Genomic DNA, 14116 nt, shown 5'->3' with positions numbered 1-14116 from the left:
CACACGACTCATTTTCTATTTTGAATTGACCTTACTCTTCTCCATACTTACAACACGTAATGCACGATTCACATTCGTTTCGCCTACGATATAGTGCGGTCTTCTTTTCACCTCACAATAGATGCGTCCGATATATTCGCCAATTACGCTCAAACTCATCAACTGTAAACCTCCTAGCACAAGAATGGCAGAAATCGTTGTAAAGTAGCCAGGTACGTCAATTCCTTTGAAAAAGATTCCTCCAAGCATAATTGCGATATAAGCAATCCCTGAAAGCATCGTCAATAACCCTAAATATAGACAGATGCGAAGCGGTTTTGTATTAAAGGATAAAATACCATCTACTGCGTATGAGAATAACATACTAACGGACCATTTCGTTTCGCCAAATTGACGCTCGACATTTTCATAGTAGATATTCTTTTTTGATAATCCAATCCATTCGAAAAGCCCTTTTGAAAAGCGATTATTTTCACTTAAAGATAAAAGTGCATCAACTGCTTGGCGACTTAATAGACGGAAATCTCCTGCGCCATTTTGCAATTCTACTGTACTTAATTTATTCATCATTCGATAAAAAGTGTTTGTAATACCACGATAAACCATACTCTCTCCACGACGATCGCGGCAAGCAATGACTTGGTGATACCCTTCTTCGAAACCTTTCACCATGTCCATTATTAAACTTGGCGGATGTTGTAAATCACTATCCATTAAGATGACTGCATCTCCCGTAGCATGTTGTAAACCTGCATAGATAGCCGCTTCCTTACCAAAATTCCTTGAAAAAGATACGTAGTTCACGTGATTATCTTTTTGCTGTAGTTCTCTGATACGTTCTAGCGTTCGATCTTTACTCCCATCATCGACATAAATAAATTCGTAGTCGTATTTGGACTCTCGAACCTCCCGATCAATCGCTTCGTAAATTCGTGGCACATTCTCTTCTTCATTGTATGCCGGTAGAATAAACGATATTTTTGACATATAGCTTCCTCCTTACAGCAAGACTCTTTTATTATCTTATCCTAAAAATAAATACTTTAAACATGGTTGCTAGTTTTTACTAAAATATTAAAAAAGTATTTTTATGGAAAAGACAATCATTTTATTATTTTTACATACTTTTACATTTAGAACAATCCTTCTTTACAATTATTCTGTATAGTAAAATTATCAAACTAAAGGAGGATTTACCTTTGAAAATCATATCAAAAAAATTACTTTCTACTTTTGCTGCATCTGCAATAGCATTCTCTACCATTGCAGCTGTACAAACGTCTGATGTCTCTGCTGCAACAAAGAAAAAACCAACTACACCTGAAATTAAAAATGTCATTTTTTTAATAGGTGACGGTATGGGAACATCCTATACATCTGCTTATCGTTACTTACAAAATAGCTCATCGACTAAATTTGTCGATAAAAGTATCTTTGATCGCTATTTAGTTGGGCAACAGATGACGTATCCTGAAGATCCAACGCAAAATGTAACAGATTCTGCAAGTGCAGCTACTGCCATGTCTGCCGGTGTTAAAACATACAATGCAGCAATCGCTGTTGACAATGACCGTTCAAATGTGAAAACCGTTTTAGAAGCCGCAAAAGAACAAGGTAAATCAACTGGGCTTGTTGCAACATCTGAAATTACACATGCAACACCAGCTGCTTTTGGCGCGCATGATGAAACGCGTAAGAATATGAATGGGATTGCAGATGATTATTTTGATGAAAAAATTAAAGGTAAACATAAGATAGACGTTCTACTTGGTGGTGGTAAAGCGAACTTTGTACGAACAGACCGTGATTTAACAAAGGAATTTAAAAAAGCAGGTTATCGTTATGTCACATCAAAAGATCAACTTCAAAAAAATACAAATGAAAAACTACTTGGATTATTTGCAGATGGTGGATTAGATAAAAAAATCGACCGCAATAGTTCGACTCCTTCTCTCGGTAATATGACGAATGCAGCATTAAAACAATTATCTAAAAACAAAAAAGGTTTCTTCTTAATGGTAGAAGGCAGTCAAATTGACTGGGCTGGACATGATAATGATATTGTCGGTGCTATGAGTGAGATGGCAGATTTTGAAGATGCTTTCGAAGCAGCTGTAGAGTTCGCTAAAAAAGATAAACATACATTAGTTGTGGCAACAGCTGACCATTCAACGGGTGGATTCTCGGTAGCACAAGGTGGCGACTATAATTGGAATCCTGAAGTGATTCGTTCCATTACAAGAACGCCTGACTTTATGGCAGAACAAATTACAGACGGTGTCGCACCTGAAAAAGTATTAAAAAAATACATTCAATTCCCTCTGAGTGAAGAAGAAATTCAATCTGTTGTCGCTGTAAAAGAAAAAGATGTAACAACGATTGATAACGCTATCGAAAAAATTGTCAATCAGCGCTCTAATACCGGTTGGACAACAGGTGGACATACAGGTGAAGACGTAAACGTTTATGCATATGGACCAGGATCAGACCAATTCCGCGGATTACTTGATAATACTGACCAAGCGAAAAAGATCTTTAAAATTATTGAAAAAGGTGCGAAAAAACAAACGGTTATTAAAGACCGCTAAAGAATATGGGGGCAATTCTATCTGAATTGCCTCTGTTTTACATAGGAGGCTTATATGAAAAAATGGATGTATAGTAGTTTATTTTTGTGCTTATTACTCGCAGGTTGTACGTCACAAGCTGAAACAAAACCAGAAAAACAACAAGAAGATTATCGGACAGATTATACGGTCAACCCTCAAGTACCCGATGATACGAATTTAAAAGAACAAGAAGATACCGTTCGTTCTCGCCTGGGTGTTGCTACATTAGAGAATGCTTCATTCAAAGTAGATACGTATAATGTAGGTAATATAAAATTGACCGTTCACGAAACAAAAATTTTACAACTGACACCTTCTCACAGTATGATTGATTATTTTCATGGATTAACAGACCGTACTACTTTTCCGATTGCGAAAGTATTTGTGACAATCGAAAATACCGGAAAGAAAAAAATTCAGTTTGCGCCATTTGCTGTTGCTTCTTTAGGAAAACAGATGTGGACACATGAGCAAGAAGTCTATTTAGATAATTTGAATGGTACTTATCTTCCTGGTGAAATAAAGCGTGGTAATTTAGGCGTTATTTTACATGAAAAGTCAGCAGGAACAATCCAAGTGAAGACAACAGATGTTCTTGATGAAAAATCTAAAAAAATTCAAAAAGCAGCTGATTGGCAAATCATTCTGCCAAAATAGAAAATCAGACTGGGATAAAATATGTCACTTTCTTTTTTAGCGTTCACAAAGAAAAACTGGAACCGCGTCACAGCGCGATTCCAGTTTTTCTTATGCTCATATAGGAGGGTATTTTTACACTCATGTCTCAATCTGATTTTTACCTAATAAAAAAGAGAAACTGCGCGTAGCAGCCCCTCTTTAGTTCACTGTTTTAAAAAATCTTAGTACCAGCCGTTTGAAACCCAGAATTGTTTTGCTTTTTCCCATGAACCGTAGCGTTGTTTCACATAGTTATCCGCTACACGTTCTTGGTTAGCTGCTGAATAATCACCATTTAAATATGATTTATCTAATTGGTATTTACCAATATATTTACCTGTTGCACTTCTTGCTTCATATGAGTTGCTTGATTCTTTTTGGGCAATCCATGATTTCGCTGAAGATGATGAACCTTGGTATGATGATGCATTACTTGCTTTTTGTGTTGATTGATATGACTTTGTTTGTGTTTGTGCTTGTTGTTTTTGTTGTACTGGCGCTTTATATGTTGATTTTGCTTGTGTTTGTTGTTGCGCTGGTGCTTTATATGTTGATTGTGTTGTTTGTTGTTTTACAGGAGCTTGGTAAGTTGCGTTGCCATTGCCGTCACCAACTTCTAGTTGAGCGCCTGCATAGATTAAGTTTGCTGATTTAATATGATTCATATTTTGAAGCGTACGCACTGTTGTGTTGTGCTCTGCTGCTAATTTCGATAGTGTGTCACCTGATTGGATTGTAATTGTCTTCGCTGACGCTGTACCTGCGAATGCTGCTGTTGATAATGCGATGGCACCTGTCAGTGCGATAATTTGTTTTTTCATAATGTGAAATGTCCTCCTCGGTTTTTCTAACTGTCACTACTATACCAAGCATAAATTTCAATCAGATGTCAGTTCATTTTCACGCATGTTACAGCAATGTTACATACCATGGTATAAAATGGATGTAGTTTCGCAATTTTAATGGATTTTTTTCATAAATCGCGTTATATCAATATTTTAAGTGTTCCATTTTTTGGTATCTATATTTGTTTTTTCGACATTTTTCAACAAAATAAATAAATAAAAAACGTGTATTTTCTATCGAAATACACGTTTAAAATGAAAATATGTTGTTTATAAATGCCCAATTGTTACAAAGAGCCTTTATTTTATCCTTATATTGTAAATTTCACTTCAATTCCATTTGGTTCAATGATTGAAAAAATGTTTTCTTGTTCTTTTATTTCCATATTTTGCTCAACAAAACGTTTTTTTAAGTTTACCGCATAGTCTTGATCCGGTAATTGAACTGTATAAGATTGAATACCTACCGCATCTTTTGGTAAAGCCTCTGCTCCTTCACTATGCCATGTATTCAAACCAATATGATGATGATAACCACCTGTAGAAATGAATAACGCTTGTCCACCGTAACGTGAAACAACGGCATAATCTAATAACGATGTATAAAAATCTTCCGACTCTTGTAGATTGCGCACAGATAGATGAATATGTCCCATTACTGTATCTATTGGTAAACCACTCCATGTACCATCTGCCTCACGTAACACAGATTGGAACTGTACAGGGTCTGTTGTCATGTAAACTTGTCCGTTCGAATCCCACTTCCACGTATCAGCTGGTCGATCAATATACATCTCAATGCCATTACCGTCTGGATCTGATAAATAAAGTGCCTCACTCACATCATGGTCTCCCGCACCAATCTGAACATTCTTCTGAATAAAATGTTGAATTAAGTTTCCTAAATCTTTTCTACTTGGCAATAATAATGCAAAATGATACAAACCAGTTGCGCCTCTTACAAACTGAGCATTCGGTACTTCTACTAATGTAATCAGTGCGTGCTGACCATCTGCTGTTAACGTAACTCGTCCTTCTTCTTGTTGTAAAACACGAAAACCAATAATCTCTGTATAAAAATCAATCGAACGCGAAAGATTTGAAACTTTTAATGTAACGTTTTGAATAAATAAATTTGGTTTTTGATGAAATGTTGTTGGCATATAAATCCCTCTCTCATTAACTTACTTTATGTAACTTACTATATATTAATAACTTAAAATTAGCAATAAAAAAATACCAAGCGATGAATCGCTCAGTATTTTCTTCTATTATTAAGATAACCATTTAGGTGGCGTATTTTTACTCCAATAAACATCCCCAAGATTATGATGTGTTGCAAATTGATCTTCAGCTGTATGGTAGTGGAAGTTGTAGTAATACCCTTCTCCTGGGCGATTTTCTGTTCGCACGTGGAATCGAATTAAGTCTTTGCCGGTTTGTTCATCGTAAATATTGAACATCTTTTCAGCATAGTTGCCACTTGGATTTTCGGTAATTGCTAGCTGCTGTACTTCTGCGTTCGTTACAGTTTGATCAATAGCTTCTTGGATTTTCGGAAAAATATGTGTATCAAAGTCTTCCTGAATTTTCGGTCCGATACGAGAACCGAATTTTTGATAAGCCTGTTCTTTGGCTTCCACAATCAAATCAACTTCTGGTTGTGTTGGTTCTTCAAAAGTTGATTCTATGTAGGTGGAGTGTTGTGTATCCTCGCCAATATTTTGTGACTTAGCACTTGCCTGTTCATCACTTAAAATATTATTCCAAATGGTATGACTTGGTGTAATAACACCTAATGTTACTACTGCTACCGCTGAAACAAGGAACTTTTGAATCCATTTCTTCATAAAATCACCCTCTTTTTTATTAGTCGTTCACCTGATTTGTCTCTATTGTACAATAGACTGAAAAATATTTATAAGAAAAACCCTCAATACTTTTTAGAACGCACTTTTCTACAGAAAAGTTGCAATTTACTGACGATTTTTCTAGCAAACTTTATGAACTTCGCCCAACTACACCTACTTTTTTCATTATATAGATGAGAACACCTAAACCTAGAATCGTGACACCAATTTTCCATTCAAATGATAGGTGAAGCAGTTGATAAACAGATAAGCTTTCAATCACAATGGCAGGAATCTTCCCAATCATATTCGCAATAAAAAATGTGAAAAATGTGGTTTGTCCAACTGCCGCTACAAATGTCACAAGCCCAGATGGAATGAACGGTAAAATACGTAAAGAAATAATGAGAGCAAAAGCCTCTTTTTGATTGGCCTGTAATAATTTTTGAACTTTGGGATATTGAAAAGCACGTGTATCGTTCAATCGTTTAAAACCTTTGCGGTATAAGAAGAATGATACGGTCGCACCTAATACTTCTCCTGTGAAGGATAACAAGAGACCACCCCAAAAACCAAATACAATTAAATTGGCTGCTGTTAAAAATACACTCGGCACTACACCTAATATACTAATAGCTACACTTAAAAGTAGACTAATCATAATCGCTACTTGGGGATTTGTTTGAAATAATTCAATAACCGCTTGCTGCATCGCTTCCTCCTTACGATAAAAAAACTGTAAACAAACTGATTCATTCGGTTTGCTTACAGTTTCATTTACTTCTATTTAAGCTTCTAAACTTAATGAGTTCAGTCGAAGCATACTTCCTGTTGCTAAATTTTGAATATAGAGCGTAACAAAAATGGCTTCTATCTGATGTGTATGCCATTTCACCTGTAGTCGATATTTTAATTGATCAAAAATCGAAAATAGATTAGCAAAACTTTCATCTATATCTTCTCGACGTACGAGTGTCGACTTCAAAAAATAGTGTTCTGTATTCGGTTCACTTAATACAAGCGAAGGTTCAGGAACATCTAACAAAAAGCATTCTTTAGGATACTCATTTAAGTGTGGAACATCGTTCGTCCAATATGGCGTTTGTTCTGAGTTTACGGCTGTTTTAATTTTTTCATATAGTTGATAATCTTTTAACGAAAATTCTTTCGTGACAAGATCCATTTCGAAAGGTCCTACATTTGTTTCGATTGTAATTTTCGAATAATCTTTATAAGAGGAATGTTGTTGAAGTAGTGTTTGCAAAGTGGCCGTTAACCCTAAAAAGCATAAATCCTGTTCTTTTTTATGCATGTAAAAAATTGCGCGAAAGTCTGCTGTGTCAGATGGAAAAAGAAAAGCAATCTCTTTCTGTTTATTTTCTTTTACAATCTGTTCACGTTCTTCTTTTGATAATTCGCTTGAACATAAAATTACCGTTACATCATTCTGTCCATTACAACCTTTACGAAGAACTTGGTGCTGTACGTACTCCAAGCCAAAACTTCCTTCCTTTACATATGATTATATTTAGTATAAATAATCTTGAGGACTTAAACAAATGAATAATTTCATACAAATACATAGTAATTATATATTATATATAATGCTTTTTCATCCTATTTTATAAATACCGAAGTGGAATTTTGTATTTTTGCGTTCAATTCTTTGGAAATGGAAATCTTCAAATAAAGTAGAACGGTAATGTGCCTTTAAAACCACACTTCTTTTTGCCACTCGTTTTGCTTCCGTCATCCACTCTTCTGTTACCACATCATGTACACCTGCTTGTCGAAGTGGCTGAAAATGAACTGATTCTTCGATTGTTTCTTCAAACATTGGATCTAAATAGACCACATCAAAGGTATTGTCTCGTAAGGTTTTTAAGTAGTCTACTGCATTTTGCGAAACGACTTCAATACGACGCATATTTTGAAGAAGTGATAAACCCTCTGATTCGAAATCATAGTGTTGTAAACCTTGTTTCACGATAAAAGCCACATTAGGATTCGCTTCACACCCCACTACACGTCCTTCTTCTCCAACAACTACTGCCGCCATCATACTGTCGGTTCCAAGTCCTAATGTACAATCTAAAAATGAATCACCTTGCTTTAATTCTGCAAGTTCTAATAGTGGATCTGCTTGTCCCTTTGCAAGTCTTTTCACACGAAAAGCAGCCGAACTCGGATGGAAAAAGAAAGGCTCTTTTGCGCCATAAGCATAATACTCATAGCGATTTTTCCCTGCTACAATCACATTTGCTTCGTATCGTTCTGCTATTTTTTGAACCGATTTTTTATCGCGTGGCACAACATCGATTTGTAACGTATGACCAACAAAACGCGCCTTCTCAATAGAAAGCGCGTCTGGTCTACCACCTGTAGTGGCAACAGTTCTTATTTTGCACATACTTGTTCTAATGCACCTGCTAAATGGTCACGAACTTCTTCCATCATATGTCCTTCGATTTGTTCACGTGGAATGAAGTAAGCAAGGTTACCATCTTTCCAAACAGCAATCGATGGTGAGCTTGGTGGCACTTCTTCAAAGAATGCACGCATTTGTTCTGTTGCTTCTTTTTCTTGACCTGCAAACACCGTTACTAAGTGGTCTGGTTTGTTCTCTACTTGCTGTACTGCTTCAATAACAGCTGGACGCGCAAGACCTGCTGCACAACCACATACTGAGTTAATCATAATTAATGATGTACCTTTTGATTCTTGCATATGTTCTGCTACTTCATCAGCAGTTAATAATTGTGTAAAACCTGCATCTACTAATTCTTGACGCATTGGCGCAACGATTCCGCGCATATATTCTTCATAAGCATTTGACATATTGATTTCCTCATTTCTACATTGTAAATCAAACGAATTTATTTACATCGTTTCCACTATGATTATAGCATGCTATTTATATAGAAGAAACTCTATGAACTTTTATCATTTTATTTGATTAAATAAGACGTTGAGCGCATTTTCGATGCACCATTTTCACCATTCGTATACGTGTGTTTGATGATTCCTTTGCCTTTTGCCCAATACTGCACTAATTTTTCTTTTTTATTGGCTTGAACAATTTTTACGACATTTTTATATTTCTTGCCTTTTATCGTCATATTTACGTTTGTTGAAGCAACTACATTATGATACTTAGCTGTTGGATAACCTTTCAGTTTAGCATACGTTGTAAACTTCATTCCTTTTTTCAATGTCGCTGGTAAGACCTTACTCTCCATACGATCAATCTCACCATAATTATTTTGATAATCAATCGTGTGAATACCATCTTTTTTCACAACATATTTTAATTTTGAAGACACATATGTATTATATTTTTTCTTTTTATAATCATATTCATATGTATGCCAATATCCTTTTTTAAATACCGTTTTATATTTAAAACGATAATTATCTAAATAGTAACCTGTACCTTCTTTGTAATGACTTTTTTGTGTACTTGGTAAATAATCACTCGACTTTACAGACGTTGCAAATGCTTTTGTTCCATACACTGAAAAAACCACCGTCATACAAAATAGTGTTAATAATAACTTCTTCATACGCTTCCTCCTAACATTTAATTATTATTAATTTATCATATTTAGTAAAAAATTACTTGAAAATAAAAGAAATGTTTATAGATTCAGAAAATGAGGGATAAATTAAAAGGAGGTCATGTACATGAAAAAATTATTAATTCCATTACCCATTTTAGCTGCTCTATTTTTAGGTGCTTGTAGTGATTCATCAGATAAAAAAGATGAAGGTACAAAAACGGAAGTAAAAAAAGATGATGAAACAAAAGATGTGACCTATCACAAACTTGGTGAGAAAGTGACATTTGAAGATGTGGACTACACATTAAAATCAGCGAAATTGTCTGATAGCGACCCTTATGGTAAACCGAAAAAAGGGAAAATCTTAACACTTGATTTTAACGTGAAAAACAACTCTGATCGTAAAGTTTATATTTCATCTATGTCATTCCGTTTATACAAAGACGGTAAAGAACTAGACGCTTTTTATGGTGGAGCAAAACGGTTAGGTGGCGACTATGAAAAAGGAGCCGATGTAAACGGTGCAATTCAGTATGATGTAGAAGGTGCTGGCAAATATACAGTGAAGTATCTACCTGCGGATGCATTAGATGCCAAAGATATTTACTGGGAATTTGAAGTAAAAGAATAATTATGTAAAAGACTTTGGCTTGCGTGCTAAAGTCTTTTTTGATTACACGCCTGTTTGTAAATAATTTACAATTAAATAAATGAGTAATACAATGAGCACCATCCCGAATAATTTACGAAGCATAACCACATTCCCCCAACCGCTATTCGTATTACTGTTCGTATTCTACATAAAGCAGCTCAATTCCTTTATTCTAAGCGCATTAAATGATACGGTGGATTCGCATCAACTTCTTCCACTGTATAAAAGTTATTTTTTAAGTAAAATTGTAAGGCGGCTGTATTTTTGCTCACACACTTTAATGTGAGTGGTGTTCCAAAACGCTTAACCGCTTCATCAATAAGTTGTTTACCAATTCCTTTTCCTTGCGCATCATTTGCGATAAAAAGATGATGTATGAATTGATCTGGTTCATAAATTGCCAAAAATCCTTGAAGTATACCTTTTTCATCTTCTGCAACAAGTATAATTTCATCCTGTGTTTGCAAATCAAAATCTTGTAGCTCAAAAGATGCTCCATCTTCCCAAAAGAAATGCTTTGTTCGTACTTCTAAAAATAATTGTTGAAGCGACTGACGATCTTTTTCTTGGAATAATCGAATCATAGTGTCTCTCCTTTTTGTGTATTGTATTATGCATGGTTAAGATTCCCTTTCAACGAGTCACTTTCCCTTTTGCGCGCCGACTTTTGTCCCTTTCAACGAACAGGATTCCCTTTCACGCGCAGATTTGTCCCTTTCATTCAGTAATCAAAAAAGGAACCGCACCACGATGCGATTCCTTTTCATTTTATTTGAATAAGTTAATCGTTGCAATGATGATTGGCATACCAAATACATCAATCAAGAATGCTCCTACAATTGGAACGATTAAAAATGCTTTTTGAGATGGGCCGAATTTCTTTACAACTGCTGACATGTTTGCCATCGCATTTGGTGTTGCACCAAGTCCATGTCCTAAGAAACCAGCAACCATTACAGCTGCATCGTAGTTTTTGCCAAGCGCTCTGAATAGCACAAAAATCGCAAAAACAGTGATGAATACGACTTGAATGAATACAATACCGACGATTGGAAGTGCTACACCTGCTACTTCCCAAAGTTTGATACTCATTAAAGCCATTGATAAGAAAATACCTAATGAAATATCGCCAATCAAATTAATCTCTTTCATATTAATGAAGCCTGGTTTTACGCGGTCCATTACATTACGTAAGATGACAGCTGTAAACATCGCACCAACATAACCTGGTAACACAAAGCCCGTCGCATTTGAGAATAATTCACCTAAATACGTACCGACTGCCATACTGAATGTAATTAAGAATACTTGATTCATAAATGACTTTTCAGTTACAGGATGTTCGTATTGCTCAACATATTTTTCTTCTGGTACTTCTACCGGTTTTAAATCAAATTTTTTCACTAAATATTGAACAACTGGACCACCGATTAAACCACCAGCAACTAAACCAAGTGTTGCGGCTGCTAAACCGATTGAAATCGCTGAGTCAACGCCTAATCCTTGTAATGTTTCACCGTAAGCTGCAGCTGCTCCGTGTCCGCCTTCCATTGACACAGCGCCTGCCATTACACCTAATAATGGCTCTAAACCGAATAATTTAGCGAAACTAACGCCGATGACATTTTGCATAAGTGCTAAGAAACCACAAGCAATCCAATAAATAATTAATAATTTGCCACCTAAGCGTACCAGTCTAAAACTTGCGCCTAAACCAATCGTTGTGAAGAAGGTAATCATAAAGATACTTTGTAACGATGTATCTAATGCAATTTCGACAACGCCTGTTGCTTTTAAAGTTGTCGCAATGATTGCGAAAATTAAACCACCAACAACCGGTGCTGGAATACAGAAGCGACTTAAAAAGCCGACTTTACGAACTAAAAATGTACCTAATAAAAACATCGCTACTGCAATGAATAATGTTGTAATTTGATTGACTTCTAACATATTATTTCCCCCTTGTGATTCCGATCATCGCTTCATTTGTTAAATAGGCTCCCAACTTAACTGTAATCCCCTCTGAGTCAAGTGCTGGATTCACCTCACAAATGTTGAAGCTTGTTGTTTTTTCGTGTTGTGTAACGAGTTGAATAATGGAGCGAACCATTTTCGGATGTAGCCCGAATGGTGACGGCGCGCTAACCCCTGGTGCATGTGCCGATTCAATGACATCTGTACAAAGCGTAAGTAATACAATATCACATTCATTTGCAAAACGGTCGAATTCTACCGAAACATCTGCTAACGTCATCTCATCTTCATATAAATACGTCACGCCTAGCTTATCTGCACGATTAAATAATTCTCTCGTGTTACCATAGCGCTGAATACCGCAAACAAAGTAAGAAGCATTTGCATCTTCATCTAAAATTTGTTTGAACATTGTACCAGATGAAGGTTGTTCATCGTAACTTCTTAAATCAAAGTGTGCATCAATATTCACTAAACCGATTTTAGCATCTTGACCGTATGCTGCACGTACACCTAAGTAATGTCCATATAATGTTTCATGTCCACCGCCTAAAACGATACATTTCGCATTCGTTTTTAGTGCCTGCTGAACAGCGTCTCCTAATTGTTGTTGTGCTTGTTCAAGTTTTTGTCCTTCACACACAATATTGCCAACGTCCACAATATTCTGAATATGTTGGTCATTCTTCGGCAAGCTTGCAAGACCTTTTCGTAAAGCATTTGGCCCTTCTGCTGCGCCAAGTCTTCCTTGATTACGTCTTACTCCTTCTTCACAAACAAAACCCATTAGAACAAGGTCTGCTGCATTATGTTCAAGCTCATCGATTTTCTTCTGTGTGACAACTTGATGTAAACGAAAACTCTCTTCATTTATTTCGCTATCAACACGTCCATTCCAATAAGCTGATACTTTCGAATCATACATTGGCTCTCCCCCTTTAAAACTTTTACATGAAAGCGTATTCTTAGTATAATTTCTGTTATATATAATTACTAATACTGATTTTGTATATATTTATAGTTTCAAACTATAAATGAAAGGGATGGTTCACTTGGATTTAAAGCAATTAACGTATTTTGTGACAGTAGCCAAAACACTTAGCTTCTCAAAAGCTGCGCTCGGGCTACATATTTCACAACCTTCTCTTAGTAATTCCATTGCGAATTTAGAAAAAGAGATTGGAAGTTCTTTATTTGAACGAACGACTAGACAATTAAAATTAACAGATACAGGTGAGTTACTACTTGAACGTGCGACTTCCTTACTTGAACAGTTTTCAATTATGAATGAGGAAATTCAAGATATTGTACATGGAGAGGAAATCGAGATTGTATTTGGCATGATTGAATCGGCACATGGCTGGTTTACAAAGGTTATGTATGATTACGCAAAGAAATATCCAGCTGTTCAATTTTCAGTGATTGATACACTGTATAACACACGTGTTGTAACAGCTCTTGAGAAATATCATATTCACGCAGCGATTTCGAATCATCGCATTCAAAGTCCTTCTATTACAGGGATTCAGCTCTATACAGAACGCTTTGTTGTTATTTTCCAAAAGGAGCATCCACTCGCTAAAAAAGAACATATCACATTGAAAGATTTATGTGATGATTCTCTTATTACAGGGATGCCGAAATTTGAAACATGTAAACAGATTTTAAGTGCTTTTGATAAATTACAATTAACACCTAAAATTGACTATCAAATTGAACGCTTTGAAATGGCGAAACTTCTTGTGAATGAAGGACTTGGTATTAGTATTTTGCCTGAAAACTATATTAAAAATGCCTTTCCCGATACACTCGACTATCGTGTGATTGAAGATAATATTTTAGCTCGTCCTGTCTTTTTATACTATTTAAAAAATCGTCGTTTTCCAGGTTCTGTCCTTACATTATTTGAGGAAATTCAAACCTTCACAAAAATGCTATAGAAAGTTGA

16 protein-coding genes are annotated in these 14116 nt (G+C 35.7%); 4 read left to right on the top strand and 12 right to left on the bottom strand.

What is annotated here, in order from left to right; translation table 11 throughout:
• Nucleotides 1-15 precede the first annotated feature (15 nt).
• Nucleotides 16-987, bottom strand: coding sequence for a glycosyltransferase family 2 protein (locus QN089_RS05190; protein WP_285216111.1), 972 nt, complete (start codon nucleotides 985-987; stop codon nucleotides 16-18).
• A 212-nt stretch (nucleotides 988-1199) separates the two neighbouring features.
• Here QN089_RS05190 and QN089_RS05185 point away from each other — a divergent pair, with 212 nt between their 5' ends.
• The gene (locus QN089_RS05185) at nucleotides 1200-2588 is read left to right on the top strand and encodes an alkaline phosphatase (protein WP_068454081.1); all 1389 of its coding nucleotides are present in this window, start codon (nucleotides 1200-1202) and stop codon (nucleotides 2586-2588) included.
• 54 nt (nucleotides 2589-2642) lie between these two features.
• The gene (locus QN089_RS05180; RefSeq protein WP_285216109.1) at nucleotides 2643-3266 is read left to right on the top strand and encodes a hypothetical protein; all 624 of its coding nucleotides are present in this window, start codon (nucleotides 2643-2645) and stop codon (nucleotides 3264-3266) included.
• 203 nt (nucleotides 3267-3469) lie between these two features.
• On the opposite strand, the gene apf is transcribed toward QN089_RS05180, so the two are convergent.
• The 8 genes from apf to QN089_RS05140 all read right to left on the bottom strand — a co-directional run bounded on the left by apf (nucleotide 3470) and on the right by QN089_RS05140 (nucleotide 9545).
• Entirely contained in the window at nucleotides 3470-4108 is a 639-nt protein-coding gene (gene apf, locus QN089_RS05175) for an aggregation-promoting factor (protein WP_285216108.1), read from the bottom strand.
• Between the two features lie 335 nt (nucleotides 4109-4443).
• Nucleotides 4444-5295, bottom strand: a complete 852-nt coding sequence (locus tag QN089_RS05170; protein ID WP_068454090.1) for a VOC family protein — start codon at nucleotides 5293-5295, stop codon at nucleotides 4444-4446.
• Nucleotides 5296-5406: 111 nt separating this feature from the next.
• Nucleotides 5407-5982, bottom strand: a complete 576-nt coding sequence (locus tag QN089_RS05165) for a YpjP family protein (protein WP_068454093.1) — start codon at nucleotides 5980-5982, stop codon at nucleotides 5407-5409.
• A 151-nt stretch (nucleotides 5983-6133) separates the two neighbouring features.
• Nucleotides 6134-6694, bottom strand: coding sequence for a TVP38/TMEM64 family protein (locus QN089_RS05160; RefSeq protein ID WP_285216107.1), 561 nt, complete (start codon nucleotides 6692-6694; stop codon nucleotides 6134-6136).
• Between the two features lie 75 nt (nucleotides 6695-6769).
• Nucleotides 6770-7477 (bottom strand): hypothetical protein, encoded by a 708-nt coding sequence (locus QN089_RS05155; RefSeq protein ID WP_285216106.1) that lies wholly within the window; start codon nucleotides 7475-7477, stop codon nucleotides 6770-6772.
• 117 nt (nucleotides 7478-7594) lie between these two features.
• On the bottom strand, nucleotides 7595-8392 hold the full coding sequence (locus QN089_RS05150; protein ID WP_068454102.1) for a class I SAM-dependent methyltransferase: 798 nt from the start codon (nucleotides 8390-8392) through the stop codon (nucleotides 7595-7597).
• A complete protein-coding gene (locus QN089_RS05145; RefSeq protein WP_068454104.1) occupies nucleotides 8380-8820 on the bottom strand; it encodes a BrxA/BrxB family bacilliredoxin in 441 nt (146 codons plus the stop codon). The genes QN089_RS05150 and QN089_RS05145 overlap by 13 nt, the downstream gene beginning before the upstream one ends.
• 110 nt (nucleotides 8821-8930) lie before the next feature.
• Nucleotides 8931-9545, bottom strand: coding sequence for a hypothetical protein (locus QN089_RS05140; RefSeq protein ID WP_068454107.1), 615 nt, complete (start codon nucleotides 9543-9545; stop codon nucleotides 8931-8933).
• A gap of 121 nt (nucleotides 9546-9666) precedes the next feature.
• Here QN089_RS05140 and QN089_RS05135 point away from each other — a divergent pair, with 121 nt between their 5' ends.
• The gene (locus tag QN089_RS05135) at nucleotides 9667-10173 is read left to right on the top strand and encodes a DUF4352 domain-containing protein (protein WP_285216105.1); all 507 of its coding nucleotides are present in this window, start codon (nucleotides 9667-9669) and stop codon (nucleotides 10171-10173) included.
• Nucleotides 10174-10361: 188 nt separating this feature from the next.
• On the opposite strand, the gene QN089_RS05130 is transcribed toward QN089_RS05135, so the two are convergent.
• From QN089_RS05130 to hutG, 3 genes are all read right to left on the bottom strand, one after another.
• On the bottom strand, nucleotides 10362-10778 hold the full coding sequence (locus QN089_RS05130) for a GNAT family N-acetyltransferase (protein ID WP_068454114.1): 417 nt from the start codon (nucleotides 10776-10778) through the stop codon (nucleotides 10362-10364).
• Nucleotides 10779-10962: 184 nt separating this feature from the next.
• Nucleotides 10963-12144 carry a sodium/glutamate symporter gene (gltS, locus tag QN089_RS05125; RefSeq protein WP_068454117.1) on the bottom strand — a complete coding sequence of 394 codons (1182 nt, stop codon included), beginning with the start codon at nucleotides 12142-12144 and terminating at the stop codon, nucleotides 10963-10965.
• Between the two features lies 1 nt (nucleotide 12145).
• Entirely contained in the window at nucleotides 12146-13093 is a 948-nt protein-coding gene (hutG, locus tag QN089_RS05120; protein ID WP_285216104.1) for a formimidoylglutamase, read from the bottom strand.
• A 127-nt stretch (nucleotides 13094-13220) separates the two neighbouring features.
• Between hutG and QN089_RS05115 the strand changes: the two genes are divergently transcribed.
• Nucleotides 13221-14108, top strand: coding sequence for a LysR family transcriptional regulator (locus tag QN089_RS05115; RefSeq protein ID WP_068454123.1), 888 nt, complete (start codon nucleotides 13221-13223; stop codon nucleotides 14106-14108).
• The last annotated feature ends 8 nt before the right edge of the window (nucleotides 14109-14116 follow it).

Origin of the sequence: Kurthia sp. YJT4 (genome assembly GCF_030219945.1) — a bacterium.
GTDB lineage: Bacteria > Bacillota > Bacilli > Bacillales_A > Planococcaceae > Kurthia > Kurthia gibsonii.
Note: the sequence above shows the minus strand (reverse complement) of the source record. Positions and strands in the feature narration are given on the sequence as shown.

Excerpts from the sequence above, each read along its gene's own strand:
- QN089_RS05190 (WP_285216111.1), bottom strand. The coding sequence starts at position 987 with ATGTCAAAAATATCGTTTATTCTACCGGCATACAATGAAGAAGAGAAT.
- QN089_RS05180 (WP_285216109.1), top strand. The coding sequence starts at position 2,643 with ATGAAAAAATGGATGTATAGTAGTTTATTTTTGTGCTTATTACTCGCA.
- apf (WP_285216108.1), bottom strand. The coding sequence starts at position 4,108 with ATGAAAAAACAAATTATCGCACTGACAGGTGCCATCGCATTATCAACA.
- QN089_RS05170 (WP_068454090.1), bottom strand. The coding sequence starts at position 5,295 with ATGCCAACAACATTTCATCAAAAACCAAATTTATTTATTCAAAACGTT.
- QN089_RS05165 (WP_068454093.1), bottom strand. The coding sequence starts at position 5,982 with ATGAAGAAATGGATTCAAAAGTTCCTTGTTTCAGCGGTAGCAGTAGTA.
- QN089_RS05160 (WP_285216107.1), bottom strand. The coding sequence starts at position 6,694 with ATGCAGCAAGCGGTTATTGAATTATTTCAAACAAATCCCCAAGTAGCG.
- QN089_RS05150 (WP_068454102.1), bottom strand. The coding sequence starts at position 8,392 with ATGTGCAAAATAAGAACTGTTGCCACTACAGGTGGTAGACCAGACGCG.
- QN089_RS05145 (WP_068454104.1), bottom strand. The coding sequence starts at position 8,820 with ATGTCAAATGCTTATGAAGAATATATGCGCGGAATCGTTGCGCCAATG.
- QN089_RS05140 (WP_068454107.1), bottom strand. The coding sequence starts at position 9,545 with ATGAAGAAGTTATTATTAACACTATTTTGTATGACGGTGGTTTTTTCA.
- QN089_RS05135 (WP_285216105.1), top strand. The coding sequence starts at position 9,667 with ATGAAAAAATTATTAATTCCATTACCCATTTTAGCTGCTCTATTTTTA.
- QN089_RS05130 (WP_068454114.1), bottom strand. The coding sequence starts at position 10,778 with ATGATTCGATTATTCCAAGAAAAAGATCGTCAGTCGCTTCAACAATTA.
- gltS (WP_068454117.1), bottom strand. The coding sequence starts at position 12,144 with ATGTTAGAAGTCAATCAAATTACAACATTATTCATTGCAGTAGCGATG.
- hutG (WP_285216104.1), bottom strand. The coding sequence starts at position 13,093 with ATGTATGATTCGAAAGTATCAGCTTATTGGAATGGACGTGTTGATAGC.